This window comes from Synechococcus sp. LA31 (assembly GCF_018502385.1).
Classification (GTDB): domain Bacteria; phylum Cyanobacteriota; class Cyanobacteriia; order PCC-6307; family Cyanobiaceae; genus Vulcanococcus.
This window is the reverse complement of record NZ_CP075523.1, coordinates 17,867-43,983: the sequence shown is the minus strand read 5'-3', so window position 1 is coordinate 43,983 and position 26,117 is coordinate 17,867. Positions and strand designations below refer to the sequence as shown.

The window sequence follows — 26,117 nt, the reverse complement described above, 5'->3', positions numbered from 1 at the left end:
CGACAGCGCAAGCTCCTCCACGCTCACTCGGATTCGCAATAAATGCCAATTATTGAGGATCTTGATGCGATTCGTTTATTGAGAATCTGTGTAAACCATGGCTGCAGTTGAGCAGGTGATTCGCGCCCCTGCGCAGTTGGGGATGCTGCTCCGTGGTGCCCGACTGGAGCAGGGGGTGAACCAGCAAGAGCTGGCCCTCAAAGCCGGTGACATGAGCCAAGCCCGGCTCTCTCAGCTCGAACTGCAACCGGGTCGTCTCACCGTGGAGCGTCTGCTGTTGCTCCTGGCCGCCCTCAACCTCGAAGTGGTGGTGAGGCCGCGACAACACGCCATCAATCCAGCTGAATGGTGATGAGTAGGCCCTCGAGAGCGCGCTCCCTGGCGGTTTGGATGAACGGGGAACGGGTTGGCACCTGGTCGCTACCGGCTCGCGGGCCTCAGTAGCTGCACGGTTCCGCCAGAGGAGGCACCAAGCGTTATGCCTGGAGCAGCCTCAGGACTGCCTCCTGAAGTGGAGGTAGGTCAATATCAACAGTCCGCCAAACTGGGCCAGATTGACCTTGAGATAGTCGTGAATCAGAACATCTCTCATGCCGGCTATCTGCCGCCAAGGAATCTCAGGACTGGCCGCTCGGAGCTCCGGGCTGAGATTCTTGGTGGCTTCACCGATCACCTCGAGATTGCGAATCACGCCATCTTGAATCAGACGAGAGGCCATAAAGCTGCTCTCACCAGCAGCAGTGTAATCCGCGATGCGCTCCAAACAATCACGAATACTGTCGAGATAGAGGCGATCCTTGCTCACAGCAACTGAGCCTGATCCAGAATTTCATTACGGATCAACGGGTGCAGTGTTTCTGCTTCTGTGACATCCACCAGGCATCCCAGGAGATCTTCAAGCTCTTGCCGGAAACTGATCAACCCGAGCAGAGACTGATCCTCCGCTAGATCGACCAGAAGATCCAGGTCGCTACCTGGGTGCTCCTGCCCTTTAGCGATCGAACCGTAGACCCTCAGGTTGGTTGCACCATGGCGCTGGGCGAGGGCGAGCACCTCGGGCCTATGGGCCACAAGCCGCTGGCGAATGGTTGTGGGCGTTGAGCTGGTCATGGCGCTAGGGCGACCAAAGAGGGTTCGAGTCGCGGTGAACAGTTGCGGATCACGCTGTGGGGAATCGCCAATTGAAAACCCCATGCAGACCATTCTGCTCGGGCTTCGCGGTCGCGGATTAGGAAGAGCCTTGCGCTGCCTTGCAACGAGAAAACGGTGTTGACCACAGAAGCACGCCAACACACTCCTTAACTGACCCCCATCGCCAGGAGCCAGCGCCGCAGCAACGGCAAGCTCAGCCCGATCACATTCGAGAAACAGCCCTCGATCCGTTCCACCAGCGCACCACCACGCCCCTCCAAAGCAAAGCCGCCAGCGCATTGGAGCGGCTCTCCGGTGGCCACGTAGGCCTCGATCTCTGCGGCGGTGAGCGGAGCGAACTGCACGCGGGTGGTGATGGTGGCGAGACGTTCCGTGGTCGGATATCCATGGATATCCGGAGCTGGACACTCCCGCGCTTCACCGCTCACTAACAAACAGTGGCCGGTGTGCAACTCACCCCAACCACTAGCCATCCGTCGCCAGCGATCGATCGCCTCTGCAGCGTGAAGAGGCTTGCCGAACACCTCCCCTTCAAAGGCCAGCACTGAATCGCAGCCCAACACCGCCGTGATCGAGCTATCCGTGCAGGCCTCCCGCACGGCCTGAGCCTTGGCCTTGGCCAACAGTTGCACCAGCTGGGCAGGATCGGTGTGGTGGATGGCGTCTTCATCCACACCACTCACCTGCACGCGGTGGGGAATGGCGGCCTGCTCCAGCAGGCGGCGACGGGCCGGAGACGCAGAAGCCAGCAGCAGCACAGCGGAGGGGATGGGCTGGCCATGAGAATGGCAGCAGCCACCTGTGTTGTGTGAGCACCGCCAGCCAACAAGAGCAACGCGCCCTGCAGCGGGCCCGAAAGGCGGTGCGCTGCCTCCCCTTTCGGCTGTCGTTTTATCAACTGCTGGATGCCCAGGCCTTGAGCAGCACACAGATCGCTGCCCACCCCAACCAGCAGCAACTCAGCCGCCTCAGCCTGAACGCCAACCGCACCGAAGACCTGCTGATCTGGCTGATCCAGCTCGGTGTGCTGCGCCGCGAAGTGGACGGCCAGGGCCTCACCGAACGGGTGCGGCTCACCCCGATGGGGCGGAACACCATTGCCCCATGGAGCGACGCCATCCCTCCCGGAGGTGTGCTGATGCGCCTCAAGCACTGGCTTCGGCAGCACAGGCCGAGGTTTTGATGAGCGAGAACCACACCCCCCTCATGGTTCTGGGCACCAGCAGCGGTGCCGGGAAGTCGTTGATGACGGCCGCGCTTTGCCGGGTGTTGCGGCGCCGCGGTGAAACGCCACTGCCCTTCAAGGGGCAGAACATGAGCAACAACGCCTGGGTGGATCAGGCCGGCGGCGAGATGGCCTACTCCCAGGCGCTGCAGGCCTGGGCCGCAGGGCTCGAACCCCAGTGCGCGATGAACCCGGTGTTGCTCAAACCCCAGGGCGACAGCACCAGCGAAGTGATCCACCTGGGCCAATCGGTGGGCAGTTGCCGCGCCGAGCACTACTACCGCGACTGGTTTCGCCCCGGCTGGGCCGCGATCCGCAGCGGCCTAAACGAGCTGCAAGGGGCTTACCCCGAAGGTCGGCTGGTGTTGGAGGGTGCCGGCAGCCCCGTGGAGGTGAACCTGCAACCACGCGATCTCACCAACCTGCGCCTGGCCCAATACCTGCGCGCCAGCTGCATCCTGGTGGCCGACATTGAGCGCGGCGGTGTGTTCGCGCAGCTGGTGGGCACGTTGGCGCTGCTGCGGCCGGTGGAGCGTCCGTTGATCAGGGGCCTGCTGATCAACCGCTTCCGCGGACGCCGCGAACTCTTTGACGAAGGCCGCCGCTGGCTGGAGGCCAACACGGGTATTCCGGTGCTGGGGGTGATGCCCTGGCTCGATGAGCTGTTCCCGCCGGAAGACTCGCTCGACCTGTTGGAACGCCGGGGGCGCAAACGGGGCGCTGAGCTGGAGATCGCGGTGCTCAAGCTGCCCTCGCTCAGCAATTTCTCCGATCTCGATCCGCTCGAGGCCGAACCCAGCGTGCAGCTGCGCTGGGTGGCGCCCGGCGAGGAGCTGGGCAACCCCGATGCCGTGGTGGTGCCTGGCAGCAAGCAAACGCTGCGCGATTTAGACGCCCTGCGGATGAGCGCAACGCTGTGCAGTGGGCTGCAGCAGTTCGCTGCGGCAGGTGGGGCGGTCTTTGGAATCTGCGGCGGTATGCAACTGCTCGGGCGAGAGCTCTGCGATCCCGAGGGGCTGGAGGGAGGCAGCAACGGCCTGCTTCAGGCAACAGGGCTCAACCTGTTGCCCCTACGCACCGTGTTTGGCGGCAGCAAAGCCCTGCGCCAGCGCAACAGCACGGCGCTCTGGCCGCTGATTGGCGACAGCAGCAAGTTGCCGATTGAAGGCTTCGAGCTGCACCGCGGCAGCACCACCACCCTGGAGCCATGCCAGCCCCTTTGCGCCGATGCAGAGTTGGGCTGGGTGCACGGCTCAGTGGCCGGCACCTACTTGCACGGTGTGTTCGAAAGCGGCCCTTGGCGGAGGCGGTGGCTCAATCAGTTACGCGCGCGCAAAGGGTTGCCGATGTTGAGCGAACAGCAACCCCACCACAGCCGTCAGCGCGACGCCCTGCTCGATCGCCTCGCCGATGCCTTCGAGCAGCACGTGAACCTGGAGCCACTCCTGCAGCAGCCATGAACGAGGTGTTGATCCACTGGCCCTCGGGGCAAACCACCCGCTGCACGCCAGGCATCGACTGGCTTCAAGCAGCGCGCGATGCCGGCTTTTCGATCCCCACAGGCTGCCTCGGCGGCAGCTGCGGCGCCTGCGAACTCGATGTCAACGGAACAACGGTGCGCGCCTGCATCGCCACTGTGCCCGCAAACAAAAGCGGGGAGCTCACGGTTGAGTTGGCGACGGATCCTTATTGGTGAGGCCATAGGGCATCAGGCATCAGAGCATTCGTTGGAAGTGTCCAGCAATCTGCAGTACCCCATAGAACCCGTAGGCTTAAGTCAGGCAATGCCTGGCCGATGCGACTTTCAGAACTCCAGGCCCTCACCCCAAAGCTGAGGCTGATCGCGAAGCGCTACGGCGCTTCCAACATCGCTGTATTCGGCTCCGTGGCCCGGGATGAGGCGACAGACACCAGCGACATCGATCTACTCGTTGACCTGCCTCCAGGCACCAGCCTGTTTGAGCACGCGGAGTTCAAACAGGACCTGGAAACACTCCTCCAGCACAACGTCGATCTCATCCGTCGTCGAAACCTCAAGCCAAGCCTGCGCGATCGTGTCGAAGCAGACGCGGTACCCCTGGCATGAACCCCCGCGATCAAGACGCCCTGAACGACATCCTTGCGGTGATCGATCGTGCCCTGGGATTCCCCATTTCAAACTTCGACGCATTCGAGCAGACAGATTATTTACAAGACGCCTTGATCCGATGCCTCGAGGTGATGGGAGAAGCCGTCAAACGAATCAGCCCTGAACTTCGAAATCAATGGAGCAACCTGCCTTGGCGCGGAATGGCAGGCATGCGAGATCTTCTGATCCATGCTTATGACCGAGTGGATCTCGAGGAGGTGTGGCAGGCCTATCAGCAGTTCCCTGCAATCCGGGAAAGCGTGATCAAAATCCTCAGCTCAGCCACTACCGATCAAGACTAACTTCAAGAATTCCATCAATCCTGCATACCAGATCATCCATCAAAGGGGATGCATCTGGCAGGGGCATTCCATTCAGAACGCAATCAAGCTTTTAGGAATGAACGGGGTGCTGTTGAACGCGATTATCCGGAGGAAAGCATGCTGCGGTGATCTGGCTGGCCTCCTCACGCCTCAGCGCTGAATCAGGCCACCCCCCAGCACCCGATCACCCGCATAAAACACCGCTGCCTGACCAGGTGTAATCGAAAACTGCTCCTCAGCAAACTCCAGCCGGCAGCGATGGGGCCGGCCCGCCGCCGCATCGGCATCGGTGGCCTCCAGAGGAGACAACCGGGCGGCAACGGCTCCACTGCGGTAGCGCACCTGCACCTCCACCTCGATCGGCTCCTGCGGCGGCGCGATCGACACCCAGTTCACGGCTCCCACCACCGCTTCACTGCGGGCGGCATCGCGGCGGGGGGCCACCACCACGCGGTTCATGGCGCCATCCAGGCGCACCACATGCAGCGGCTCGCTCCAGGCCACACCGAGCCCCTTGCGCTGACCGATCGTGAAGTGCTGGATGCCGTCGTGCTGGCCCACCACCTGGCCGTCTTCCAGCACGATCTCGCCCTGGCGCGGGGGCAGGTAGGTGTCCAGAAACGCGCGCATCGAGCCGTGGTGGTCGGCCAAACAGAGGTCTTGGCTTTCCGGTTTATCAGCCGTGCGCAACCCATGGCGGGCGGCTTCAACACGGGTGTCGGCCTTGGTGAGCTCCCCCAGAGGAAACACCAGGCGGCCTAAGGCCTCCTGCGGCAGGTCGTAGAGGAAATAGCTCTGATCCTTCTGCCGGTCGAGGCCACGCAGGAGCTGATGGCGGCCGTTATCGCTCTGCTCGCCGTGGCACACCCGGGCGTAATGGCCTGTGGCGATGCGCGCAATGCCGCGCTCTTCTTGAGCCCAGTGCAGCATCGGGCCAAATTTCACCTCCCGATTGCAGCGCGAGCACGGCAATGGCGTGATGCCATCGCCGTAGCCCTGCACCAGGAAATCCACGATCTGCTCTTTGAAGTGCTCGCGGAAATCCACCACATGGTGCTCCACATCAAGCTGCTCGCAGATCCCCGCCGCATCCACCAAGCCCTCGGCGCAGCAAGCGCCCTTGCCACTCATCAGCCAGAGCGTGAGCCCTTCCACCTGCCAGCCCGCTTCCACCAGCAGGGCTGCCGTGAGGGAACTATCCACCCCACCCGACAGTCCCACCGCCACCCGGTGCTCACCCGGCCAGGCCTGCAGGCGCTCGAGAGCTAAGGCACCGGCCGGCGTGGCCGCCACTGAGGGCTCCGCAGCAGCGGGAATCGCAGAAAAACGCGCCAAACCAACAAAACGACCGGGCCCTACAGCCCGATCAGCGGGATCTCTCCATCATGGAACGGTCACCACCCGGCCTGTTTTGTCTCAGCCCGCCTGGCCCCTGCGCGATGCCGAGCACCTGCTGGTGCGCGGCAGCCAGATGGCGGAGCTTGAACAGCACTTGTTTGCCAGCGGCCTGCCGGTGGAGGCCTTGATGGAAAAAGCGGCGCTGGCGCTAACCCAGCGCCTGCAACAACTCGATTGGTGGCTCCAGCTGCAGCAGCGCGGCGCCCTGGTGCTGGTGGGACCGGGCCACAACGGCGGCGACGGGCTGGTGGTGGCGCGCGAGCTGCACCTCGCGGGCATCGCCGTGCGGATCTGGAGCCCGTTTGAGCGCCACAAACCCCTCACCGCAGCCCACCTGCGCCATGCCCGCTGGCTGGGCATCCCGGAGCCAGAAGCCCCGCCCAATCCAGCCGATCCAGCCGTGTGGATCGATGCGCTCTTTGGCATCGGCCAGAGCCGCCCCCCCGGTGAAGCACTGGAAACGCTGTTGGAGCAGCGGCAGCGGATGCAGCCAGGCCGGCTGATCGCCATCGATGGGCCCACCGGCCTGTGTGCCGACAGCGGCCAGCTCCTGGGCCGCGTGGCCGCTTGCGCCAGCCTCAGCTTGAGCCTCGGCCTGATCAAGCAAGGCTTTCTGCAGGATTCAGCCCTGGCCTGGGTGGGCCAACTGGAGCGGATCGAGCTGGGATTGCCGCCGGCCCTGCTGCATGCCTTGCCGCCCGATCAACCCCTGGGCCTTGCAGCGCACGACCTCGCCTCAGCGCCCTGGCCGCAGCTGGCACCAGCCGCCTCGAAGTATCAGCGGGGCCGCCTGCTGGTGATCGCCGGCAGCGAGGCCTACCGCGGCGCCGGCCAGCTCTGCTTGATGGGCGCCAGCGCCAGCGGGGCTGGGAGCTTGCGGGCGGCCCTCCCACACCCCCTGGCGCAGCAGCTCTGGAGCGTGCAACCCCATGTGGTGCTGAGCGCAAGCCTGCCCAGCCATCCCAACGGCAGCCTCCATCTCGGGGGCCTCAAGGCCGAAGCCATGGAGCGCCTCGATGCCGTGGTGATCGGACCTGGCCTGGGCGCCACCACACCTGAAGAAGCCGCTGCCGAGCAGCACGCTTGGGATGAACTGCAGCGCTTCCCGGGCCTCTTGCTGCTTGACGCCGATGGGCTCAACCGCCTGGCAGGTCTGGGAGCTCAAGCCTGGTTGCAGGCACGCCAGGGCCCCACCTGGATCACCCCGCACCAGGGGGAATTTGCGCGGCTGTTTGCAGATCTGGCGGATCAGCCACCGCTGGAAGCCGCGGCGGCCGCCGCCATGGGCTGCAGCGGTCACCACCCCTGCAGCGTGCTGCTCAAGGGCGCCCGCACGGTGATCGCCGGCGCCGATGGTGGCCGCTGGCAGCTACGCCAGGCTTCAGCTGCAGCGGCCCGAGCCGGCCTGGGGGATGTGCTGGCGGGCTATGCGGGCGGCCTAGCAGCGCGGCAGCGAGCGGCAACGGGCAACAACGAGGCCGCTCTCCTGGCTACATGCGCCCTCGCCCATGCCAACGCCGGCCGTGATGCGTTGCAACAACGCGGGCCGGGCGGCTCCGATCCCATGGCTGTGGCCCAGCTGTTGCCGCTTCAAGAAGCGAATAACAGCGAATCATGACTAGAAGATTTACAACCGCCTTCTCAAGCGTGAGTCTCAACAAATAAGTGTGAGGTTTTACTGCTGAAAGCTGAAGGCCATCTGAAATCACATCGGTTTTGCTGAAACCCGTAGGACATTTGCTGCACTTCCTGCTCAGGCTTCATGACTGCGTCCGGACTTTCCCCTGGGGGCGCCAGTCGTCGCCGCACGAGTGACCCCATCAGCTGGTACCTCTCCACCATCGGACGGGTGCCTCTTTTAACCCCAGCCGAAGAGATTGAACTCGGCAATCAAGTGCAGGCGATGATGCGCCTGACTGAAGAGGAGCCCGAAGGCGGTTATACCGATCTGCAAAAGAAAAAAATCCGCGTAGGGCGCCGTTCCAAAGAACGGATGATGAAAGCCAACCTTCGCTTGGTGGTGAGCGTTGCCAAGAAATATCAAGGGAAGGGGCTTGAGCTACTCGATCTCATTCAGGAGGGATCCCTGGGGCTTGAGCGCGCTGTAGAGAAATTCGACCCCACTCGCGGCTACAAGTTCTCCACCTATGCCTTCTGGTGGATCCGCCAGAGCATGACCCGTGCGATCGCCTGCCAGTCGCGCACAATCCGCCTGCCGGTGCACCTCTCGGAGCGGCTCAGCGCCATCCGCAAGGTGAGCCTCGATCTGGCCCACAAACTCGGCGCCATGCCTAGCCGTAGGGAGATCGCCGAAGCGATGGAGATCCCCATCGATGAGCTCGATTCGCTGCTGCGCCAGGCCCTCACCACCTCCAGCCTCGATGCGCCGGTGAATGGCGAAGAAGGCCGCAGCTTCCTGGGCGACTTGATCGCCGACAACAGCCATGCCGAACCGCTGGATCAGGTGGAGCGCGGCATGCATCACGAACAGCTGGGCCGCTGGCTGAGCCACCTCACCGACCAAGAGCGCCATGTGCTCGAGCTGCGCTTCGGCCTCGAGGGCGAAGAGCGACATACCCTCGCCGAAATCGGCCGGATGCTGGATGTGTCGCGCGAGCGCGTGCGCCAGGTGGAGCTGAAGGCCCTACGCAAGCTGCGGCACCTCACCCGCCGCATGCCAAGCACCCTGTAGACAGCTGCCCGCAAGCCATGGGCGAGGGCCTCGGCTCGTTCGAATATCACTTCGAACAACACGTGGAGCCCCACCACGTGGAGCGATTTTTGCGGCTCAGCAACCGCATGCAGCAACTGGCTCGTCGCCACAAAGGCTTCCTCAACGTGGAGCGGCGGTTGATCGAGGAGCGGCCTAATGGTTGCGTATTTCGCACCAGCATGCGCTTCAACACCATCCAGCAGTGCATGAGCTGGCTGGATGATCCCGAGCGCCGTCGCTTGCTGGTGCAGGAGGAAGAGGAAACCGGCTATCGCTTTTCGGGCCGCGCCAATTGGATGGGCTATGGCCGCTGGCTATCGCGCCGAATCAAACGGCCGGTGGCCACCTGGAAAGTGAATCTGTTGGTGTTGCTCAGCCTCTACCCCACAGCGATGCTGGTGGCACCACTGCTGCAGCGGCTGCTTCCGGATGCCTCCAGAGCCAGCCTGATGCTGCTCAGCAACGCTGCCTGCGTCGCCGCAACCTCCTGGTTGCTGGTTCCCGCCATGAGCCGTGCGTACCGCCCCTGGCTGGAAGGAGAAACCAGCCGCCAACAAACATGGCTATGGCTGGCCTCGTTGCTGCTCTGGATCACCCTGTTGTGGTGGGGATTCAGCAGCCTGTCCCCACCGCAGGTGACACTGAAGCTCTAGGCGCCATTCCTTGGTGCAACCACCTTTCGTCTACCACCCGGCTTATTCCGCGCCGCTGCCCAGTAGCCATCGCTTTCCGATGGCGAAATTTCGGCTGCTGCATCAGCTGTTGCTGGAGCGGGAATTGGCGCGGGCCGAGCAGGTTGTGCAGCCGCTGCCGGCACCGCGCCGCTGGCTGGAGCTGGTGCACGAACCGCGCTACCACCAGGCCTTTGCCCACGGAACACTCACCCATCAAGAGCAGCGCCGCATCGGCTTACCGGCCACCACGGCGTTAGTGCAGCGCACCTGGCTGGCGGTGGGCGGCACGGTGCTCACCGCCAGGCTGGCGCTGGAGCATGGCCTGGCCTGCCACTTAGCCGGAGGCACTCACCACGCTTACCCCGATCGCGGCAGCGGCTTCTGCATCTTCAACGACTGTGCCGTTGCAGCCCAGGTGCTGCTGGATGAAGGCCGGGTGCAGCAGCTGATGGTGATTGATCTGGATGTGCATCAAGGTGACGCCACAGCCGCGATCTTTGCCAGCGAACCGCGGGTCTTCACCGTGTCAGTCCACTGCCAAAGCAACTTCCCACTGCGGAAACAGAACAGCGATATCGACCTACCGCTCGACGATGGACTCCAAGACGACGACTACCTCATCGCCATTGGTGATCTAATCCCCAACCTGCTGGATCAGGTACAGCCGGATCTGGTGCTCTACAACGCCGGGGTTGATCCCCACCGCGGCGACCGCCTCGGCAAGCTGTGCCTCAGCAGCATGGGACTGCTCAACCGCGATCGGTTGGTGCTAGATGCATGCCTCAGGCGCTCGATCCCTGTGGCCACCGTGATCGGTGGGGGGTACGACGACTTGGAGCCATTGGTGCAGCGCCATGCCTTGGTGTTTCGGGCCGCGAAAGAACAGGCCCGGCTCCATGGGTTGTGAGCGGCGCGTAGGGCGCTCTGGCTTCAGTCTTCCGCCCAGATGTAGCGGGTGAGCTCTTCAGGCTTGGGCTCGGGAGCAGCCAAGGCAAATTCCACACAATCGGCCACCTCGGCGTCGATCTCCTTATCGATGCCCTTGAGCTCATCGGCATTGGCCAGGTTGTGCTCAATCAGATGAGCCGCCAAGCGCTTGATCGGATCGCGCTGCGCCCAGAACTCTTTCTCCGCCTCGGCGCGCAGCTCATCAGGATCCGCAAGCGAGTGGCCGCGGAAGCGGTAGGTGAGGCACTCCAACAGGGTGGGGCCTTCGCCGGCGCGAGCCCGCTCGATGGCACGTTGGGCGGCGCCGCGCACGGCCAGCACATCCATGCCGTCGACTTCTTCACCGGCCATGCCGAACCCGGCTGCTTTGCGCCAGATTTCAGGATCACTCGTGGCGCGGTTGTGGTCCATGCCGATGGCCCACTTGTTGTTCTCCACCACAAAGATGATCGGCAGCTTCCACAGCGAGGCCATGTTTAGGCACTCGTAAAACTGCCCGATGTTGCAGGTGCCATCACCGAAAAATGCTGCGGTGACTGCATCGCTGCTGGCATCACCCAGGGCATCCCGTTTGTAGCGGCTGGTGAAGGCAGCACCCAGTGCCACCGGGATGCCTTCACCGATGAAGGCATAACCACCGAGCAGGTGGTGCTCTTTAGAGAAGAGGTGCATGGAACCGCCGCGCCCCTTGCTGCAACCGGTTTCTTTGCCAAACAGCTCGCTCATCACCTCGCGGGCCGGCACGCCGCAGCTGAGGGCATGCACGTGATCGCGATAGGTGCTGCAGAACCAGTCGTGCTGCATCTTCATTGCTTTGATCACGCCCGTGCTCACAGCCTCCTGGCCGTTGTAGAGGTGCACGAAGCCGAACATTTTGCCCCGGTAATACATCTCGGCGCACTTGTCTTCAAAGCGCCGGCCCAGGGTCATATCGCGGTAGAGCATCAAGCCCTCATCCCGCGTAATCACAGCGGGCGTGGAGGGATAGAGGTTGAGCAGACGCTCGGCGTGGAGCCCCACTGCATTCACGTCGGCCGAGCAGGCGGGAGCTCCGTTGCTGGCGACGCTCTGGCCGAGATCTGCCTGTGTCATGCGCGGTTTCCGGCTGCCCGGCCACTACTGATGCTGGACCGACTGTACGGGGTCCATCAGCAAAGGATGTGCAGATTCAAGCCAAAACCACAGACCCTGACTACAGTCGCGCCCAAGCGAACGGGGCGGATTGGAACTGCCGATCGACCACTTCCGCCTCCTCGGTGTCTCCCCCACGACGGACGGGGAAACCGTGCTGCGCACCCTGCAGCAGCGCCTGGATCGAGCCCCGGACCAGGGCTTCACCCACGACACGCTGCAGGCCCGAGCGCAGCTGTTGCAGGCCAGCGCTGACCTGCTCAGCGATGAGGAGCGGCGCCACAGCTACGAGCGCGAACTCACCGCCATCGCCGACACGGGCGAAGGGGCCATCGCCGCGTTGGAGATCCCCCCCTCCCGCGAAGTGGGCGGCTTGTTGCTGCTAATGGAGGCCGGCCAGGCCCAAGAGGCCTTCGAAGCCGCCAGCCGCGGCCTCCAGCCGCCCCAGGCGCCCGCCCTAGGCAGCAGCCGTGAAGCGGATCTCACCCTGTTGGCCGGCATCGCCTGCCAGGCCGCCGCAACCGATTACCGCAACCAGCGCCGCTACGAAGCCTCGGCCCGCACGCTGCAACAGGGCTTGCAGCTGCTGCAGCGCATGGGCCAACTCCCCGAGCAGCGCCGCCAGCTGGAACACCAGCTGAAAACTCTCCTGCCCTATCGGGTGCTCGACCTGATCAGCCGAGACCTCTCGGCGCTCAGCGCCCGCCAGGAGGGCATCGGGCTGTTGGAGCAATTGGTGCAGCAGCGCGGCGGCCTGGAAGGCGATCTCGACAGTGATTTCCCGCAGGCCGAGTTCCAACCCTTCTTTAAGCAGATCCGGCAATTCCTCACCGTGCAGGAGCAGGTGGATCTGTTCAGCCGCTGGGGCGATGCCGGCTCGGCCACCGCAGATTTCCTCGCCAGCTTTGCCCTCACGGCAGCGGGCTTCGTGCAGCGCAAACCCGAGCGCATCCAAGCTGCCTTCCAGCGCCTCAAGGCCGGAGGCCAGGCCGGCACCGAGGTGTTCCTTGCCTGCCAGCAACTGCTGCTGGGCCAGGTGGATCAGGCCCAGGCCATGTTTGATGCGGGCGCCGATGAGGCCTTGCGCCAGTGGGCTGAAGAGCAGAGCGACGATCCCCTGGCCCGCCTGTGCGCGTACTGCCGCGACTGGCTGAGCCGCGAAGTGCTGCCCGGCTTCCGTGACATCGAGGCCGATGTGGACCTCGAGGCCTGGTTCGCCGATCGCGACGTGCAGGCCTACGTGGAGCAACAAGACCGCATCCGCGGTCGCCAGAGCAGCCCATCCCCCCTCGCGAACACCCCAACCCCGCCTGCTACCACCCCGGAGGAGCTGCCGGCGTGGCCCGATTTCAGCTTCGAGAGCGCCCCAGAGCCAGACCTTCTCCATTCCGACGACGACGACGACTTGTGGGATGGTCCCCGCTGGCGACGACCGGCGCTTCGGCTGCCGGACATCCCAGCCATCACAGATCTGCCCCGTTGGGCCCTACCGGCCGCGGGAGCCACCGTGCTCGTGGCCGCACTTGGGGGCTGGCTGGTGCTGCGCCCACGCCCCCAAACCGTGCAGCCCCTGCCGGTGCAACCGGCTGAGCAGTCCACAGCAGCGGCACCGGAGCCAGCGCCCGAACCTCCGGCTCCCGCCTTCCCGCTCACCAGCAGCGACCCCAGCGAAACCCAGCTGCAAGAGCTCCTCGAAGCCTGGCTGGCGGCCAAGGCTGCGGTGCTGGCCGGTCAGCAACCGCCCATAGCACTCACGGCTCTCGCGCGCAGCTCCCAGGTCACCCTGCTGCAACGCCAGGAACAGGCCAACCGCAACGCCGGTGCCACCGAAACGGTGAACGCCAAGGTGGAAAGCTTCAGCGTGCGTGAACGCAGCCCCCGCCGGATCGCCGCCGAGGTAACACTCCGATACAGCGATCAACGCCGCAGCAGCACTGGGGCCGTGCTGAGCCAGACCGCCAGCACCACCTTCACCAACATTTATGTGTTTGGCCGCGACGGTGATCGCTGGTTGCTGGCGGGCTTCAAACCGAGCTGAGGACGACGCCTTTTTACGATCGCGCCATCAGCGGCTGTCGCCGCCCGCCCCCAGCCGCCTGCGCATCTGATGTTCGACGAGCTTTCCCAGCGGTTTGAAGACGCTGTCAAAAACCTGCGCGGCCAGGGCTCCATCAGCGAAACCAACGTGGATGGCGCCCTGAAGGAGGTGCGCCGCGCGCTGCTGGAGGCCGATGTGAGCCTGCCGGTGGTGAAGGACTTTGTGGACGAAGTCCGCAAGAAGGCCCTTGGCGCAGAGGTGGTGCGCGGCATCAGCCCGGACCAAAAATTCATCCAGGTGGTGCACGAGCAGCTCGTGGACACCATGGGCGGTGAAAACGCTCCTCTCGCCGCGGGGGGCAAAGCGGGCGAGCCCTCTGTGGTGCTGATGGCCGGTCTGCAAGGCGCCGGCAAAACCACCGCCACGGCCAAGCTCGGCCTGCACCTCAAAGAACAGGGCCGCAAAGCGCTGCTGGTGGGTGCCGATGTGTATCGCCCCGCAGCCATCGATCAGCTCAAAACATTGGGCGGCCAGATCGGTGTGGAGGTGTTCAGCCTCGGCACCGAAGCCAAACCGGAAGCAATCGCCGCCGCAGGCATCGAAAAAGCGAAGGCAGAAGGGTTCGACACCGTGCTGGTGGACACCGCCGGCCGCCTCCAGATCGATGCATCGATGATGGAGGAAATGGTGCGAATCCGGGAGGCCTGCAGCCCTGATGAGGTGCTGCTGGTGGTGGATTCGATGATCGGCCAGGAGGCCGCCGAACTCACCCGGGCCTTCCACGATCAGGTGGGCATCACCGGCGCCGTGCTCACCAAGCTCGACGGCGACTCCCGCGGTGGTGCCGCCCTCTCGATCCGCAAGGTGAGCGGCGCGCCGATCAAGTTCATCGGCACCGGCGAGAAGGTGGAGGCGCTGCAGCCCTTCCACCCCGAGCGGATGGCGAGCCGCATCCTCGGCATGGGGGATGTGCTCACCCTGGTGGAGAAGGCCCAGAAGGAGGTGGAGCTGGCCGACGTGGCCAAGATGCAGCAGAAGCTCCAGGAAGCCACCTTCGACTTCTCGGACTTCGTGAAGCAGATGCGCCTGATCAAGCGCATGGGCTCCCTGGGCGGTCTGATGAAAATGATCCCGGGGATGAACAAGATCGACGACGGCATGCTCAAGCAGGGCGAAGAGCAGCTCAAGAAGATCGAAGCGATGATCAGCTCGATGACCGAGGCGGAGCGCAGCGACCCCGACCTGCTGGCCGCCAATCCCTCCCGCCGGCGCCGCATCGCCAGCGGCAGTGGCCACACCCCGGCTGATGTGGACAAAGTGCTGCAGAACTTCCAGCAGATGCGCGGGTTCATGCAGCAGATGACCCGTGGCGGCGGCATGCCTGGCATGGGCGGCTTTCCCGGAATGGGTGGCGGCATGCCTGGAATGCCCGGGATGCCTGGAATGCCAGGGATGGGCGGCCCCGGCCGTGGCGGCGGCGGCATGCCCAAGGCCCCCAAACCTGCCAAGAAGCGCAAGGGCTTCGGCCAGCTTTGAGGGGGTTCACCTCGAAGAGTATTGTGGTCGTTTGGCGCGCGATTCCGCTTTCCAACGGAGCCCGCACCCTTTATCCAGTCAGTAAGGCAAGGCCACAATGATCAAGCTCCGCCTGAAGCGGTTCGGTAAAAAGCGGGAAGCGAGCTTCCGCCTGGTGGCCTGCAACAGCACCTCCCGGCGCGATGGTCGCCCCCTCGAGGAGCTGGGCTTCTACAACCCCCGCACCAAGGAAACCCGCCTCGACACCGAAGCGATCCGTGCACGCCTGGCACAGGGTGCCCAACCCACCGAAAGCGTGCTCACCCTGCTTGAGCGCGGCGGCCTTGTAGAGAAGAAGGTGCGCCCTTCCGTGGTAATTGGCCAGAAGAAGCAAGCCGCTGCCCGTGAAGCCGCTGCCAAGCAGGCAGCCAAGGAAGCCGCTGAAGCCAAGGCTGCTGAGGCTGCCGCCGCTGCAGAAGCTGCTGCTGCTCCCGCCGAAGGCGCTGCTGAAGCCTGAGGCTGCGCCCCATGTCCGGGGCTGACACCCTCACCTCTTTCAGCATCGATTTGCCCGACCAGGATGCCGCCATGGCTCTGGCGGGCGAAGCGGAAACCACCCTGCATCGCCTCGAAGCCCTGACTGGTGCCTCGCTGGTGTTGCGGGGTTTGTCATTGCAATTGCGCGGTCGCCCCAACCAGCTGGAGCGCGCCGCCGGGTTGGTGGAACTGCTCCGCCCCCTCTGGCAGGAGGGCCAAGCGATCACCCAGGTGGACGTGCAAACGGCACTCTCCGCCCTCGATACGGGCCGTGGCGATGAGCACCAGCAACTGGGTAAACAAGTGTTGGCCCGCAGCCAGAGCGGCAAGCTGCTGCGCCCGCGCACGCTCAAGCAAAAGGCCTACGTCGAGGCGATTGAGCGCCACGACCTCACCCTGGCCCTAGGTCCCGCCGGCACCGGCAAAACCTTTTTGGCCGCCGTTCAGGCTGTGCGCGCTCTTCAGGAGCGCCGGGTGGAGCGGCTGATCCTCACGCGCCCCGCCGTGGAAGCGGGTGAGCGGCTCGGCTTTCTGCCGGGCGACCTGCAACAGAAGGTGGATCCCTACCTGCGCCCTCTTTACGACGCCCTGCACACCCTTCTGGGCCAAGAGCGCACCGCCGCCCTGATCGAAAAAAATGTGATCGAAGTGGCGCCGCTGGCCTACATGCGTGGCCGCACCCTGGCCGATGCCTTCGTGATCCTCGACGAGGCCCAGAACACCACCACCGCCCAGATGCGCATGGTGCTCACCCGCCTCGGTGAAGGCTCCCGCATGGTGGTCACGGGCGATCCCACCCAGATCGATCTGCCACCGGGCCAGCTCAGCGGCCTGATCGAGGCGGCTCAGGTGCTGGACGGGGTGGAAGGCGTTGCCATCTGCCGGCTCACCGCTGCTGATGTGGTGCGCCACCCGCTGGTGCAGCGCCTAGTCAACGCCTACGCCAGCCGCGACGACGAACGCAGCGCTAGCCGCGGACCTCACCGGCGCTGAGTCCGTAGGGGGATCCACACCAACAGAGCCTTTCACTTCCTCCCACTGGTGAAAAAGCGCTGGCAGGATAGGGGAAGTCAGTCGTCTCTCTGAGCCATGCCGGCCAGCAGCAATTTCCAGGAGGCCATCCGCGAGGCTCAATCGAGCGCGCTGGTGGGCCCCAATGTGGTCAACAAGGCGTTGCCCTACGTGGGCGGCGGGATGGTGCTCACCGCCGGTGGCGTCATGGGCGGTCTGGCCCTCATGGCCAGTAACCCGGCGCTGTTCATGCCCCTGTTCTGGGTGGCCTTGATCGGCAACTTCATCCTCTTCTTCGCGGCCCAAAACGTGGCCATGAAGGGCAACAACGGCACGGCACTGCCGCTGCTGGCCGCCTACAGCCTGATCACCGGCTACACCCTCAGCGGCCTGGTAGCCATGGCCATCGGCACCGCGGGCATCGGCGCCATCGGCACGGCTGCCCTCGCCACGGGCATCACCTTCGTGGCGGCCTCAGTGATGGGCCGTCGCATGAGCGACAGCGTCGGTCAGGCCCTGAGCGGCGTTGTGGGGCTGGGCATTATCGGCCTGGTGATCGCCATGCTCGTGCAGATCGTGGGCGGCATCTTTGTGCCCGGCTTCGGCATGGGCGGCATGGAGCTGCTGATCGCCGGCTTCGGCACCGTGATCTTCGTGGGCGCCGCCTTCGTCGACTTCTACACGATGCCCCGCACCTACAGCGATGACCAGTATCTGGCCGGCGCTCTGGGCATGTACCTCACCTACATCAACCTCTTCATCTTCATCCTGCGCCTGGTGATCGCCCTCAACGGTGGCGGCCGCCGCGACTGATCCGCAGCGGATCACGTGGTCTCCAGCACCCCTACGGGGGTGCTTTTTTTGTGGCATGGCATGCCTTCAAGACGATGCGCGGCTGACAAAGCTGAAGCTGGCTTGCACGCGGCGCCCCAGGATCGATGCCACCAGCCGCAGAATGTCGCGGCGCTCATCGATGGTGGGCTGACGCGGCACACCCAGAACAAACTCCACCTGCGGAGGCTGGTGTTTGGGTTGGGCGATCACCGTTTTGATCTCCATCGCGGGATACAGCCGCTCAATCACATGCAATGACTTCTGCACCCGGGCCTGCAGAAACACCGATGCATCGTTCAACCAAAGCGGAATCACCACCGCCGCCAACAGCAGGCTGAGGGAGGCGAACAGCCGGCCCATGGCCGTTCGGCGGCCATAGCCGTAGAGCCGCAGCACCAAAGCAGCCGCCACCGTGATGCCAAATAGGTTGGTAAAAAACAGCAGAAAAGAACCACTCGTCACCGGCCAGCTGAGATCACTCAGCAGAAAGTTGCCGTGATTCACCACATCCATCAGCCCGGCCAATCCGATCCCGGTGACGCATAACGGCGGCACCAGCGCCACCGCAATCGCCACCCCCGCCAGGCTGCTGGCCACCTGGGGGTTCAGGGTGCAGAAGGCTCCAGCTGCCCCGGAGATCAACGCCACCCACAGATCGAGGCTGCAGGGCTCAATCCGGTTCAACACCTCGCTGCGGTAGGCCACATAACCGCTGAGGTTGGACAGCAGAAAGCTGATCAAGACAACTTCCAGCACGCCCCAGACGATCCAGCGCAGGCTGCGGCTGCGTAGCCCAGGATCCGGGCGCACCAAGCCATAGGCCAGGCCGAGGATGGGTGACATCAACGGGCTGACGATCATCGCCCCGATGATCACCGGGGAGCTATCACCGATCAGGCCATAGGTGGCAATGCCGGCGGCCAGCGCTAACAACACCGCATAGCGCACTGGATCTTCCAACTGGGCATCCAGCAATGCGTCCAGCTGGTTCTGCGGCAACCGGTTACGGGGATTGGAGAGGTAGGCCCTCAGCCAGGGGCGTAAACGCGGCGCAAGCTCCACACAACAGCAGCGACGGCCACTGAAACCGTAAACACCTACTCAGGGTTCGGCCACGGCCAACACCGCCTCTGCAATCGCTGCTTTCTGCTCAGCGTCGTAGCCCCAGCGATCGAGGAAGGCCACATCTTCACCGCGCCCGACCGTGGCCTCCAGCAGGGTTTCCAGGCGATCCTTCACGGCCCCAGGCTCCAGCAAACGCAACAGCTCGGTGCAGCGCAACTGCACCCGCTCCGATCCAGCCTGCTGGCCAGCATCACCACTGCGCTGGTGGTGCATAGCCATCGCCGTGCTCATGGCCAGGTTGCGCGCACTGAGATCCACCACACCCAAACCTTCCTGCCGGAGAGCAAGCACCACCGCATCGGGCAGACGATCCATCAGCGGCGAGTCGCCCGCGAGCGACACCACAAAGAAGCCGCGTGCGCCATCACGGCTCGCCACCAACTCCGCCACCCGATCACCAAGCACCTCATCGCTGAGTTCACCGTTCTCCCAGAGCGCCAACCACTGCGCCGTGATCTCCATGGCTTGCTGGAAGGTGGGCTGAAGCGTGGTGGCGTCGGTCATGCGATCAGAGGGGTGAACTGCCTGCGGGCTGCCAAGGTGAGGTTATGGAGCCAAGCCCCCCCAACGACTCATATCCGCCGTTTCCGGAACTGAGCGACCTGCCCGCCGAGGCCATGGCCGGCGGCTTCGAGCTGGGCCAGAGCCCAGAAGGCTTTCGATCTGGCTTCGTTGCCCTGGTTGGGCGGCCCAACGTGGGCAAATCCACCCTGCTCAATCACTTGGTAGGCGAGAAGGTGGCGATTACCTCGCCAATCGCCCAAACCACCCGCAACCGGCTGCGCGCCATCCTCACCACCCCTAAGGCCCAGCTGGTGCTGGTAGACACGCCAGGCATCCACAAACCGCACCATCTCCTGGGCGAGCGGCTCGTACAAAGCGCCCGCGGGGCCATCGGCGAGGTTGATCTGGTGTTGTTGCTCGTGGATGGCAGCCAACCAGCCGGACGGGGCGACGGGTTCATCGTGGAACTCCTCTCCCATGCCCGAGCGCCGGTGCATGTGGCCCTGAATAAGCACGACCTGGTCGATCCCGCCCAGGCTGCAGAGCTGGAAGCCAGCTACCGCGAACTGGTGCCCGACTGGCCCCTGCACCCGGTGAGCGCCCTCACCGGCGATGGCACCAACAGCCTGGTGGAGGCCCTCACGGCCGCGTTGCCGGAGGGGCCTCACTTGTATCCGCCCGATGCGGTGAGCGACCAGCCCGAGCAACTGCTGCTGGCGGAATTGATCCGCGAGCAGGTGCTGCAGCACACCCGCGAAGAGGTGCCCCACTCGGTGGCGGTGCAGATCGAGCGCATCGTGGATGATGGCCCGCGCACGGCCGTGCTGGCCACGGTGCTGGTGGAGCGCAACAGCCAGAAGGGAATCCTGATCGGCAAAGGCGGCCGCATGCTCCGTGACATCGGCAGCGGTGCGCGCCAGCAGATGCAGAAGCTGATCAATGGCCCGGTGTATCTCGAGCTGTTCGTGAAAGTGGTGCCCAACTGGCGCCGCAGCGCCGCTCGCCTGGCCGAACTGGGCTATCGGGGAGATAGCTGATCAGCGCAGCCACAGCCAATGCACCCTGCTGAGCGCAGATCGCACGCTTGAGAGCTACGGGAAACAGGTGCGCTGGGTGGGCGGCATAGAGAACTGAGAGAATCGCCCGATGAGCGATCCCGCCACCTTTCCCCCCGCCACCATCGAGGCCTTCCTGCGCTTCTGCGAAGGCGAGTGGATGAGCCTGCGTTCACGCTTCCAGCTGGGCAGCGACGCCGAAGCCGGCGAGGGTGATGAATGGCACAGCAGCGAGCGCGGTGAGCTGGTGGTGCGCTACGTGGAGCCCTCGGCCAGCAGCCAACCGGGCGGCATCAGTGTGGGCCCGAAGGATCAAACGCCGCGGCAGCTGCTGTTTGCTGCCGACGGCAGCTTCCAAAGCGGCGATCAACAGGGCTGCTGGACCCTCTGGCCCGACGGCAGCCTGGAGCTGGTTGTGCAGCTAGGCGGCGGCGAACTACGCGAGCGCATCTGGTTCAACAAGCCCAACCTGCGCCTGCGCTCCACGATCGAACAGCCCGCCGACGGCACACCAGGCCGCGCCAGTTTCAGCTCTGAAATCCGCCGGGTGAGCAAACCGGCGACCCCAGCCGCTTGAGCGAGCTGCAACCCACCGCCATGCGCCTTGATGTGGTGAGCCTGGCGCCGGAGGCGTTCACGCCTTTGCGGGGTCTTGGCGTGATCGGCCGCGCCTTCGCCGCCGGCCGCGCTGAGCTGCACGTGCACAACCCGCGCGATTACGCCACCGATCGCTACCGCAAGGTGGACGATGAGCCCTATGGCGGCGGTGCCGGGATGGTGCTCAAGCCCGAGCCGGTGTACGCCGCGGTGGAGGCAATTCCGGTGCTGCCGCGGCGGCGGGTGCTGCTGATGAGCCCCCAGGGCAAGCCGCTGGAGCAGGCCGACCTACGCCGCTGGGCCAGCGGCTACGACCAGCTGGTGTTTCTCTGCGGCCACTACGAAGGTTTCGATGAGCGCATCCGCGCCCTGGCCGATGAAGAGGTGTCGATCGGGGATTTCGTGCTCACCGGCGGTGAACTGCCGGCGATGACGATCATCAACGGCGTGGTGCGCCTGCTACCAGGCACCGTGGGCACCGAGGCCTGCCTGGAAGAGGAAAGCCACAGCGCCCTGCTGCTGGAGCACCCCCACTACACCCGTCCCGCCGACTTCCGCGGTCTCACCGTGCCTGATGTGCTGCGCAGCGGCGACCACGGCGCCATCGCCCGCTGGCGAGCCGAGCAGCAACAAGAGCGCACCCGCGACCGCCGCCCCGACCTCTACGCCCGCTGGCAGGCGCAGCAACAGCAGCAGTAGGCCTTAGCCCTGAGGCTTCTGCAGATCGCGCAGGGCCGTGAGCAGAGCGGCAGGGCTCTGGGGATCCACCATCAGCACGCTGCCGGCAGGGGCATTGGCCATCGATTCGCCCATGGCCATCCAATCGCCGGCCAGCAGCAGGCGAATGGCCTCGGAGGCCTGCGGGTGGGATTGCATCACCGTTGCCAGCCGGGTGGCGGCATCGGCGCGGGCCTGAGCCAGCAGCTCCTGTTGCTTGGCCTGGGCTTCAGCTTCCAGCAGCAGCGCTTCCTGCTTGGCCTTGGCATCGAGCACCAAGGCTTCAGCCCGGCCGCGGGCGGCGTTGAGCTGCGATTCGCGCTCGCCTTCCGAGCGCAAAATCGCCGCCCGCTTTTCGCGCTCGGCGGTCATCTGCTGCTCCATCGCCTGCTGCACGCCGCGGGAGGGCTGGATGTCGCGCAGTTCAACGCGGGTCACCTTCACGCCCCAGGGATCGGTGGCCTGATCGAGCTCGCGCAGCAGCGCTTCATTCACCTCCTGGCGGGTGGTGAAGGTTTGATCAAGATCAAGCTTGCCCATCTCAGCGCGGATCTGGGTGAGCACCAGATTCACCATCGCCGCCTGCAGGTTGTCCACGCCGTAGTAGGCGCGGGAGTGCTCCAGCAGCTGCCAATACACAACGGCATCCACCTCGATCGCCACGTTGTCGCGGGTGATGCACTGCTGCGGCGGGATATCGAGCACCCGCTCCTTCAGCGATTCGTGGCTCACCACCCGCTCCACCACCGGCAGCACGAAGGAGAGGCCTGGCTGCAGCTGGCGGTCGTATTTGCCAAGGCGCTCTACCAGGCGCGACTGGCCGCCACTGGTAACTTTCACGCCGTTGATGCCCAACAGGGCGATCACCGCCAAGGCGGGCAGACCGAAAAGGGTTTCCACAGGCAGGCGAGCACGCTGACCTCAAGCTAGGCAGCATGGGGAGATGGTTCCAGCTCCGCTGCTCTGGTTTGTGCTGGCCCTGGCGCTGCTGGGGGCCGAATGGCTCGGAGCCGAATTCGATGGGCTTCTGGCTGCGGCCCTAGCAGCACTGGGCGTGTCGCTGCTCACAGCCCTAGTGCCAGGGCTGGGGCTTGTGGCTCAGCTGCTGCTGTTTGGGGCGGCCACTGCAGGCGTGCTGCTGGCGCTGCAGCGCTGGTCGCGGCGACGCAGCCGGGCGATCCCAGCCAGTGGCACAAGCGATAGGGCCACCGTGATCAGTGGTTTCAGCGATGCCAACAGCTCCGGCCGCGTGCGCTGGCAAGGCCAAAGCTGGGCTGCCACCAACCTCACTCCCGAGCAAGCCCTTGCACCCGGCGATGCCGTGCTGGTGATGGGCCGTGATGGCAACCAGCTGCAGGTGCTCAGCGATCACCAGCAGCTTCCCTAACGAGCGGCGATAGGGTCGGCGTTGGCATCCAACGGCAACGCCTTACGGCCATGCAGCTCCGTATCGGGAACGGCTACGACATCCATCGGCTGGTGCCGGGCCGCGCCTTAATCCTGGGAGGTCAGCGGCTGGAGCACCCGGCAGGGCTTGGGCTGGACGGCCACAGCGATGCTGACGTGCTGGTGCACGCCATCATGGATGCCCTGCTGGGAGCCCTGTCGCTGGGCGACATCGGCAAGTATTTCCCGCCCGATGATCCGCAGTGGAAGGGGGCCGACAGCCTCTTACTGCTGGAGCAAGTGGTGGCGCTCGTTGCCGAGCGGGGCTGGCAAGTGATCAATGTGGATTCGGTGGTGATCGCCGAGCGCCCCAAGCTCAAACCGCACATCGCAGCGATGCGAGCCGCCATTGCCGCCCGTATGGGGCTCGAGCCCGATCAGGTGGGCGTGAAGGCCACCACCAACGAAAAGCTCGGCCCTGAAGGACGCGAAGAGGGCATCTCCTGCCAGGCGGTGGCGCTGCTGCAGAAGCCGTGACCAAGCGCTTGATCGCTAGGGTTTCAGCTCTGGTGTTGTGTGTGCTGATGCTGCTGGCCGGCCATCCCGATGTGGCGATCGCCGAGCAGCAACAGCTCGGCGGCAGCTTCGAAGTGGCGGTGGTGGAGCACCTGCGGGTGAAGGTGCCAGCCGAAGCCCGTGCCGCCTGGCTTGAGGCCGAGCGCGGCAGTTGGGATCCCTGGCTGGCGCAGCAATCCGGCTATCTCGGGCGTGATCTGCTCTGGGATGCCGAACGCGAAGAAGGGACCCTTCTGATCCGCTGGGCTAGCCGCGAACAGTGGAAAGCGATTCCCGTAGCCGAGGTGGAAGCCGTGCAAGAGCGCTTTGAGCAATTAGCCCGCGAGGCCACAGGCACGAGCCAGGGCAATCCTTTCCCCTTGGTATTTGAAGGCGAGCTGCAGCCAGCGGCATGAGTGAAACGGCGCGTCTTGATCTGCAACGCCGCAGCCGCATCGGCATGGTGGAGGCGATCTGGGGTGAGCACAAAACCGCCGAGCAGATCGCTGGGATCCTGCTGCGCTTGCATGCCGCTGATGAACTGGCTCTAGCCACCCGGGTGGATGCCGCCAAAGCGGACACAGTGCGGCAGCACCTGCAAGGCGAAGCCTGTGTGGGGCAACTGCAATTTCACCCCGATGCCCGCTGTCTCAGCCTGGGGGCACCAGCGCCCCTGCGCCCGGAGCTGGGGGAGGTGGTGGTGCTGAGCGGTGGCACCAGCGATTTACCGGTTGCTAGCGAAGCGCAGCTGGCCCTGCACTGGCATGGGATTTGCTGTGAGCAGCTACTCGATGTGGGCGTGGCAGGCCTGCACAGGCTGCTGGGCCAACTCGAACGCCTGCAGCAGGCGCGTGTGTTGATTGCTTGCGCAGGCATGGAAGGGGCACTGCCCACGGTGCTCGCCGGCCTGATGCCTCAACCGGTGATCGGCGTGCCGGTGAGCGTTGGCTACGGGGTGAGTGCGGGCGGCCAGGCGGCCTTGCACGGCATGCTCGCCAGCTGTGCACCGGGGATGAGCGTGGTGAACATCGACAACGGCTACGGCGCGGCCATGGCGGCCCTGCGCATTCTCAACAGTGGGGCCGCAGCGGCAGCGGGGCCGTTGCCTTGAGCTCGAGCACGGCCTCCACCCAGAGGTGCATCGAGCGCGGCAAACGCCGCTGCTCGTAGCGCTCAAGCGCCTCAAGCAACACAGGAGTGTTCACCCATTGCAGGGAACGCGGCATCGAGAGGCGCCTTCCATTTGAGCCGCAGTGTGCTGGCCCTACTGCCTCAAAACAAGGCGGCCGAGGCCAACGTGCAGATCGGCTTCAAGCGTCCTGGGCGCGAGGGCCAAGGCACTGTTGCAACTCTTGAGCCCGCTCTTCGGTTTCCACCTGATGCAGACGGCTGAGCAGCGCATGCAGATCGCTACCGGCAAGCTCACCATTGGCCTGCCATTGCATGGCACGGGTTTCTGAATGGCGAAACGAGGCGGACACGCAGGGGGGATGAAGTGGCTAACAACCTACAAATCCACCTCGGTGCCGACAGCTTGTGCAACAGCAATTCAGCGGAAGAGTTTCTGTAATTCCCTAAATCTGCAGAGAAACGAAAGAATCAACTTCAAAGATGCTTCAGATCTGGATAGGCCGTGATCAGCTCATCGGCGCTTAGCACCTCGCCCGCGCCTTCCGGTTGCCAGATCACCTCCAAGGCCAGCAGCTGATCCGAGGGCACCGAGCCGATCACCCGCAACACTTCGCGCAGCTCTTCGCTGCCGTTCAGCGGCTTCAGGGTGATGCGGCTGCGGCTGGCCACCAGCAGCGTCACGGCGATGTAATCGCTGGTGGCATCGGCATCGCCAGCAGTGGAGGCAGCCGTGCCGCGGGACCCGCTCACGTTGGTGGTGATCTCACCCGAGAGCTTGCTGCGCTCGGTCATCGAGAGGCGATTGAAGGTGGATTCCGCAGCCTGGAAGGGCACCTGGCCCACGTCGGCGTTGGCGTACACCCACAGATCTGGATGGCGAAGCAGGGCCAGGGTGCTGTCCTGAAGCACGCGCTGCAGACCGCTGCTGGTGCTGGTATCGGAACTGGATGCGAGGTTGCGCAGATCACGCTGCAGATCGCGGGCTGACGCCAGCAGGCCCACCTGCAACTGAGCGATCGACACGGGTCCATCGGGCCGATAGGCATCGAGACCACCACCGCGCACCCCAGCGGGCAGGGCTTGACCGCCGCCGCCACCACCGCCGCGGACGGCATTGAGCACCAGGCCCACCACCGCCATCAGCACCAAGAAGCCAAACAGACCACCACCACCGAAGAAGAACGGCACGATGAAGGGAAAGCCGATGCCGCCGCCGTAGCCCCGCTGGTAGCCACCACCGCCATATCCGCCGCTGTAGCTGCGGGGCATGGGGGCGGAGCGGAAGCTGCCACCACCGATGCGACCACCGCTGGCGGCCAGGGCGGGCTGGGGTAACAGCACCACCACCGCAAGGGCCGCGCTGATCAATGCCGGCAGCATCAGCCGACTGAACAAGCGGCGCAGCAGCGGTGTGGAGTGC

Annotated in this window: 33 protein-coding genes; 22 read left to right on the top strand and 11 right to left on the bottom strand. The window is 64.6% G+C overall.

What is annotated here, in order from left to right:
- Positions 1 to 97 precede the first annotated feature (97 nt).
- A complete protein-coding gene (locus tag KJJ24_RS00265; protein ID WP_214339952.1) occupies positions 98 to 352 on the top strand; it encodes a helix-turn-helix domain-containing protein in 255 nt (84 codons plus the stop codon).
- A 141-nt stretch (positions 353 to 493) separates the two neighbouring features.
- On the opposite strand, the gene KJJ24_RS00260 is transcribed toward KJJ24_RS00265, so the two are convergent.
- The 3 genes from KJJ24_RS00260 to KJJ24_RS00250 all read right to left on the bottom strand — a co-directional run bounded on the left by KJJ24_RS00260 (position 494) and on the right by KJJ24_RS00250 (position 1,910).
- On the bottom strand, positions 494 to 805 hold the full coding sequence (locus KJJ24_RS00260) for a DUF86 domain-containing protein (protein ID WP_250544812.1): 312 nt from the start codon (positions 803 to 805) through the stop codon (positions 494 to 496).
- Positions 802 to 1,110: a nucleotidyltransferase family protein gene (locus KJJ24_RS00255; RefSeq protein WP_197151151.1), complete on the bottom strand. Its 309-nt coding sequence runs from the start codon at positions 1,108 to 1,110 to the stop codon at positions 802 to 804. Before KJJ24_RS00255 ends, KJJ24_RS00260 begins: the two co-directional genes overlap by 4 nt.
- 188 nt (positions 1,111 to 1,298) lie before the next feature.
- Positions 1,299 to 1,910, bottom strand: coding sequence for a nucleoside triphosphate pyrophosphatase (locus KJJ24_RS00250; protein WP_214339951.1), 612 nt, complete (start codon positions 1,908 to 1,910; stop codon positions 1,299 to 1,301).
- 50 nt (positions 1,911 to 1,960) lie between these two features.
- Between KJJ24_RS00250 and KJJ24_RS00245 the strand changes: the two genes are divergently transcribed.
- The 5 genes from KJJ24_RS00245 (at position 1,961) to KJJ24_RS00225 (ending at position 4,807) form a co-directional block, all read left to right on the top strand.
- Complete coding sequence (locus KJJ24_RS00245; protein ID WP_214339950.1) at positions 1,961 to 2,335, top strand: Npun_F0494 family protein; 375 nt, start codon at positions 1,961 to 1,963, stop codon at positions 2,333 to 2,335.
- A gap of 23 nt (positions 2,336 to 2,358) precedes the next feature.
- Entirely contained in the window at positions 2,359 to 3,837 is a 1,479-nt protein-coding gene (locus KJJ24_RS00240; RefSeq protein WP_214339949.1) for a cobyric acid synthase, read from the top strand.
- Positions 3,834 to 4,073 carry a 2Fe-2S iron-sulfur cluster binding domain-containing protein gene (locus KJJ24_RS00235; RefSeq protein WP_214339948.1) on the top strand — a complete coding sequence of 80 codons (240 nt, stop codon included), beginning with the start codon at positions 3,834 to 3,836 and terminating at the stop codon, positions 4,071 to 4,073. Before KJJ24_RS00240 ends, KJJ24_RS00235 begins: the two co-directional genes overlap by 4 nt.
- 99 nt (positions 4,074 to 4,172) lie before the next feature.
- The gene (locus KJJ24_RS00230; RefSeq protein ID WP_214339947.1) at positions 4,173 to 4,463 is read left to right on the top strand and encodes a nucleotidyltransferase family protein; all 291 of its coding nucleotides are present in this window, start codon (positions 4,173 to 4,175) and stop codon (positions 4,461 to 4,463) included.
- A complete protein-coding gene (locus KJJ24_RS00225) occupies positions 4,460 to 4,807 on the top strand; it encodes a DUF86 domain-containing protein (protein ID WP_214339946.1) in 348 nt (115 codons plus the stop codon). Before KJJ24_RS00230 ends, KJJ24_RS00225 begins: the two co-directional genes overlap by 4 nt.
- A gap of 171 nt (positions 4,808 to 4,978) precedes the next feature.
- Here the strand turns inward: KJJ24_RS00225 and mnmA are convergent, their stop codons facing one another.
- Positions 4,979 to 6,121: a tRNA 2-thiouridine(34) synthase MnmA gene (gene mnmA, locus KJJ24_RS00220; RefSeq protein WP_214343082.1), complete on the bottom strand. Its 1,143-nt coding sequence runs from the start codon at positions 6,119 to 6,121 to the stop codon at positions 4,979 to 4,981.
- A 118-nt stretch (positions 6,122 to 6,239) separates the two neighbouring features.
- Between mnmA and KJJ24_RS00215 the strand changes: the two genes are divergently transcribed.
- The 4 genes from KJJ24_RS00215 (at position 6,240) to KJJ24_RS00200 (ending at position 10,520) form a co-directional block, all read left to right on the top strand.
- A complete protein-coding gene (locus tag KJJ24_RS00215; RefSeq protein WP_371811751.1) occupies positions 6,240 to 7,844 on the top strand; it encodes an NAD(P)H-hydrate dehydratase in 1,605 nt (534 codons plus the stop codon).
- Between the two features lie 144 nt (positions 7,845 to 7,988).
- Positions 7,989 to 8,918, top strand: a complete 930-nt coding sequence (locus KJJ24_RS00210; RefSeq protein WP_214339945.1) for an RpoD/SigA family RNA polymerase sigma factor — start codon at positions 7,989 to 7,991, stop codon at positions 8,916 to 8,918.
- Positions 8,919 to 8,935: 17 nt separating this feature from the next.
- A complete protein-coding gene (locus tag KJJ24_RS00205; RefSeq protein ID WP_214339944.1) occupies positions 8,936 to 9,592 on the top strand; it encodes a hypothetical protein in 657 nt (218 codons plus the stop codon).
- A 13-nt stretch (positions 9,593 to 9,605) separates the two neighbouring features.
- Positions 9,606 to 10,520, top strand: a complete 915-nt coding sequence (locus KJJ24_RS00200; RefSeq protein ID WP_214339943.1) for a histone deacetylase — start codon at positions 9,606 to 9,608, stop codon at positions 10,518 to 10,520.
- Between the two features lie 23 nt (positions 10,521 to 10,543).
- On the opposite strand, the gene pdhA is transcribed toward KJJ24_RS00200, so the two are convergent.
- The gene (gene pdhA / locus KJJ24_RS00195) at positions 10,544 to 11,653 is read right to left on the bottom strand and encodes a pyruvate dehydrogenase (acetyl-transferring) E1 component subunit alpha (protein WP_214339941.1); all 1,110 of its coding nucleotides are present in this window, start codon (positions 11,651 to 11,653) and stop codon (positions 10,544 to 10,546) included.
- Positions 11,654 to 11,783: 130 nt separating this feature from the next.
- Here pdhA and KJJ24_RS00190 point away from each other — a divergent pair, with 130 nt between their 5' ends.
- The 5 genes from KJJ24_RS00190 to KJJ24_RS00170 all read left to right on the top strand — a co-directional run bounded on the left by KJJ24_RS00190 (position 11,784) and on the right by KJJ24_RS00170 (position 17,606).
- Positions 11,784 to 13,730: an IMS domain-containing protein gene (locus KJJ24_RS00190; RefSeq protein WP_214339940.1), complete on the top strand. Its 1,947-nt coding sequence runs from the start codon at positions 11,784 to 11,786 to the stop codon at positions 13,728 to 13,730.
- 69 nt (positions 13,731 to 13,799) lie between these two features.
- The gene (gene ffh, locus KJJ24_RS00185) at positions 13,800 to 15,266 is read left to right on the top strand and encodes a signal recognition particle protein (RefSeq protein WP_214339936.1); all 1,467 of its coding nucleotides are present in this window, start codon (positions 13,800 to 13,802) and stop codon (positions 15,264 to 15,266) included.
- Between the two features lie 97 nt (positions 15,267 to 15,363).
- On the top strand, positions 15,364 to 15,762 hold the full coding sequence (rpsP, locus tag KJJ24_RS00180) for a 30S ribosomal protein S16 (protein ID WP_214339934.1): 399 nt from the start codon (positions 15,364 to 15,366) through the stop codon (positions 15,760 to 15,762).
- Between the two features lie 11 nt (positions 15,763 to 15,773).
- Positions 15,774 to 16,775 (top strand): PhoH family protein, encoded by a 1,002-nt coding sequence (locus KJJ24_RS00175; RefSeq protein WP_214339933.1) that lies wholly within the window; start codon positions 15,774 to 15,776, stop codon positions 16,773 to 16,775.
- A 96-nt stretch (positions 16,776 to 16,871) separates the two neighbouring features.
- Positions 16,872 to 17,606 carry a Bax inhibitor-1 family protein gene (locus tag KJJ24_RS00170; protein ID WP_214339932.1) on the top strand — a complete coding sequence of 245 codons (735 nt, stop codon included), beginning with the start codon at positions 16,872 to 16,874 and terminating at the stop codon, positions 17,604 to 17,606.
- A gap of 66 nt (positions 17,607 to 17,672) precedes the next feature.
- On the opposite strand, the gene KJJ24_RS00165 is transcribed toward KJJ24_RS00170, so the two are convergent.
- Both KJJ24_RS00165 and KJJ24_RS00160 read right to left on the bottom strand, forming a co-directional pair.
- A complete protein-coding gene (locus KJJ24_RS00165) occupies positions 17,673 to 18,689 on the bottom strand; it encodes a DUF389 domain-containing protein (protein ID WP_214339931.1) in 1,017 nt (338 codons plus the stop codon).
- Positions 18,690 to 18,728: 39 nt separating this feature from the next.
- Positions 18,729 to 19,256 carry a hypothetical protein gene (locus KJJ24_RS00160; protein WP_214339930.1) on the bottom strand — a complete coding sequence of 176 codons (528 nt, stop codon included), beginning with the start codon at positions 19,254 to 19,256 and terminating at the stop codon, positions 18,729 to 18,731.
- Positions 19,257 to 19,369: 113 nt separating this feature from the next.
- Between KJJ24_RS00160 and era the strand changes: the two genes are divergently transcribed.
- From era to trmD, 3 genes are all read left to right on the top strand, one after another.
- On the top strand, positions 19,370 to 20,293 hold the full coding sequence (gene era, locus KJJ24_RS00155) for a GTPase Era (protein ID WP_214343080.1): 924 nt from the start codon (positions 19,370 to 19,372) through the stop codon (positions 20,291 to 20,293).
- 109 nt (positions 20,294 to 20,402) lie between these two features.
- Positions 20,403 to 20,888, top strand: coding sequence for a phycobiliprotein lyase (locus KJJ24_RS00150; protein ID WP_214339929.1), 486 nt, complete (start codon positions 20,403 to 20,405; stop codon positions 20,886 to 20,888).
- Between the two features lie 20 nt (positions 20,889 to 20,908).
- Positions 20,909 to 21,607 carry a tRNA (guanosine(37)-N1)-methyltransferase TrmD gene (gene trmD / locus KJJ24_RS00145; RefSeq protein WP_214343071.1) on the top strand — a complete coding sequence of 233 codons (699 nt, stop codon included), beginning with the start codon at positions 20,909 to 20,911 and terminating at the stop codon, positions 21,605 to 21,607.
- Positions 21,608 to 21,610: 3 nt separating this feature from the next.
- Here the strand turns inward: trmD and KJJ24_RS00140 are convergent, their stop codons facing one another.
- On the bottom strand, positions 21,611 to 22,525 hold the full coding sequence (locus tag KJJ24_RS00140; RefSeq protein ID WP_214339928.1) for an SPFH domain-containing protein: 915 nt from the start codon (positions 22,523 to 22,525) through the stop codon (positions 21,611 to 21,613).
- A 43-nt stretch (positions 22,526 to 22,568) separates the two neighbouring features.
- On the opposite strand from KJJ24_RS00140, the gene KJJ24_RS00135 reads away from it, so the two are divergent.
- Genes KJJ24_RS00135 through larB form a run of 4 tightly spaced genes read left to right on the top strand, consistent with a single transcriptional unit; the run spans position 22,569 to position 24,677 of the window.
- Positions 22,569 to 23,012, top strand: a complete 444-nt coding sequence (locus KJJ24_RS00135) for an NfeD family protein (RefSeq protein WP_214339926.1) — start codon at positions 22,569 to 22,571, stop codon at positions 23,010 to 23,012.
- 50 nt (positions 23,013 to 23,062) lie between these two features.
- Entirely contained in the window at positions 23,063 to 23,548 is a 486-nt protein-coding gene (gene ispF / locus KJJ24_RS00130; protein ID WP_214339917.1) for a 2-C-methyl-D-erythritol 2,4-cyclodiphosphate synthase, read from the top strand.
- A 47-nt stretch (positions 23,549 to 23,595) separates the two neighbouring features.
- Positions 23,596 to 23,982 (top strand): TIGR03792 family protein, encoded by a 387-nt coding sequence (locus KJJ24_RS00125; RefSeq protein ID WP_214343069.1) that lies wholly within the window; start codon positions 23,596 to 23,598, stop codon positions 23,980 to 23,982.
- Complete coding sequence (gene larB / locus KJJ24_RS00120) at positions 23,979 to 24,677, top strand: nickel pincer cofactor biosynthesis protein LarB (RefSeq protein ID WP_214339916.1); 699 nt, start codon at positions 23,979 to 23,981, stop codon at positions 24,675 to 24,677. Before KJJ24_RS00125 ends, larB begins: the two co-directional genes overlap by 4 nt.
- Here larB and KJJ24_RS00115 read toward each other — a convergent pair.
- The 3 genes from KJJ24_RS00115 to KJJ24_RS00105 form a co-directional block, all read right to left on the bottom strand.
- Entirely contained in the window at positions 24,637 to 24,792 is a 156-nt protein-coding gene (locus tag KJJ24_RS00115; RefSeq protein WP_214339915.1) for a hypothetical protein, read from the bottom strand. The genes larB and KJJ24_RS00115 overlap by 41 nt on opposite strands.
- Positions 24,793 to 24,876: 84 nt before the next feature.
- On the bottom strand, positions 24,877 to 25,047 hold the full coding sequence (locus KJJ24_RS00110) for a hypothetical protein (RefSeq protein WP_214339913.1): 171 nt from the start codon (positions 25,045 to 25,047) through the stop codon (positions 24,877 to 24,879).
- Between the two features lie 124 nt (positions 25,048 to 25,171).
- On the bottom strand, positions 25,172 to 26,077 hold the full coding sequence (locus KJJ24_RS00105) for a DUF1517 domain-containing protein (RefSeq protein ID WP_214343068.1): 906 nt from the start codon (positions 26,075 to 26,077) through the stop codon (positions 25,172 to 25,174).
- Between the last annotated feature and the right edge of the window lie 40 nt (positions 26,078 to 26,117).

Excerpts from the sequence above, each read along its gene's own strand:
- KJJ24_RS00265 (WP_214339952.1), top strand. The coding sequence starts at position 98 with ATGGCTGCAGTTGAGCAGGTGATTCGCGCCCCTGCGCAGTTGGGGATG.
- KJJ24_RS00255 (WP_197151151.1), bottom strand. The coding sequence starts at position 1,110 with ATGACCAGCTCAACGCCCACAACCATTCGCCAGCGGCTTGTGGCCCAT.
- KJJ24_RS00240 (WP_214339949.1), top strand. The coding sequence starts at position 2,359 with ATGGTTCTGGGCACCAGCAGCGGTGCCGGGAAGTCGTTGATGACGGCC.
- KJJ24_RS00235 (WP_214339948.1), top strand. The coding sequence starts at position 3,834 with ATGAACGAGGTGTTGATCCACTGGCCCTCGGGGCAAACCACCCGCTGC.
- KJJ24_RS00230 (WP_214339947.1), top strand. The coding sequence starts at position 4,173 with ATGCGACTTTCAGAACTCCAGGCCCTCACCCCAAAGCTGAGGCTGATC.
- KJJ24_RS00225 (WP_214339946.1), top strand. The coding sequence starts at position 4,460 with ATGAACCCCCGCGATCAAGACGCCCTGAACGACATCCTTGCGGTGATC.
- KJJ24_RS00210 (WP_214339945.1), top strand. The coding sequence starts at position 7,989 with ATGACTGCGTCCGGACTTTCCCCTGGGGGCGCCAGTCGTCGCCGCACG.
- KJJ24_RS00205 (WP_214339944.1), top strand. The coding sequence starts at position 8,936 with ATGGGCGAGGGCCTCGGCTCGTTCGAATATCACTTCGAACAACACGTG.
- pdhA (WP_214339941.1), bottom strand. The coding sequence starts at position 11,653 with ATGACACAGGCAGATCTCGGCCAGAGCGTCGCCAGCAACGGAGCTCCC.
- ffh (WP_214339936.1), top strand. The coding sequence starts at position 13,800 with ATGTTCGACGAGCTTTCCCAGCGGTTTGAAGACGCTGTCAAAAACCTG.
- rpsP (WP_214339934.1), top strand. The coding sequence starts at position 15,364 with ATGATCAAGCTCCGCCTGAAGCGGTTCGGTAAAAAGCGGGAAGCGAGC.
- KJJ24_RS00175 (WP_214339933.1), top strand. The coding sequence starts at position 15,774 with ATGTCCGGGGCTGACACCCTCACCTCTTTCAGCATCGATTTGCCCGAC.
- KJJ24_RS00170 (WP_214339932.1), top strand. The coding sequence starts at position 16,872 with ATGCCGGCCAGCAGCAATTTCCAGGAGGCCATCCGCGAGGCTCAATCG.
- KJJ24_RS00160 (WP_214339930.1), bottom strand. The coding sequence starts at position 19,256 with ATGACCGACGCCACCACGCTTCAGCCCACCTTCCAGCAAGCCATGGAG.
- era (WP_214343080.1), top strand. The coding sequence starts at position 19,370 with ATGGCCGGCGGCTTCGAGCTGGGCCAGAGCCCAGAAGGCTTTCGATCT.
- KJJ24_RS00150 (WP_214339929.1), top strand. The coding sequence starts at position 20,403 with ATGAGCGATCCCGCCACCTTTCCCCCCGCCACCATCGAGGCCTTCCTG.
- trmD (WP_214343071.1), top strand. The coding sequence starts at position 20,909 with ATGCGCCTTGATGTGGTGAGCCTGGCGCCGGAGGCGTTCACGCCTTTG.
- KJJ24_RS00135 (WP_214339926.1), top strand. The coding sequence starts at position 22,569 with ATGGTTCCAGCTCCGCTGCTCTGGTTTGTGCTGGCCCTGGCGCTGCTG.
- ispF (WP_214339917.1), top strand. The coding sequence starts at position 23,063 with ATGCAGCTCCGTATCGGGAACGGCTACGACATCCATCGGCTGGTGCCG.
- KJJ24_RS00125 (WP_214343069.1), top strand. The coding sequence starts at position 23,596 with ATGCTGCTGGCCGGCCATCCCGATGTGGCGATCGCCGAGCAGCAACAG.
- larB (WP_214339916.1), top strand. The coding sequence starts at position 23,979 with ATGAGTGAAACGGCGCGTCTTGATCTGCAACGCCGCAGCCGCATCGGC.
- KJJ24_RS00115 (WP_214339915.1), bottom strand. The coding sequence starts at position 24,792 with ATGCCGCGTTCCCTGCAATGGGTGAACACTCCTGTGTTGCTTGAGGCG.
- KJJ24_RS00105 (WP_214343068.1), bottom strand. The coding sequence starts at position 26,077 with ATGCTGCCGGCATTGATCAGCGCGGCCCTTGCGGTGGTGGTGCTGTTA.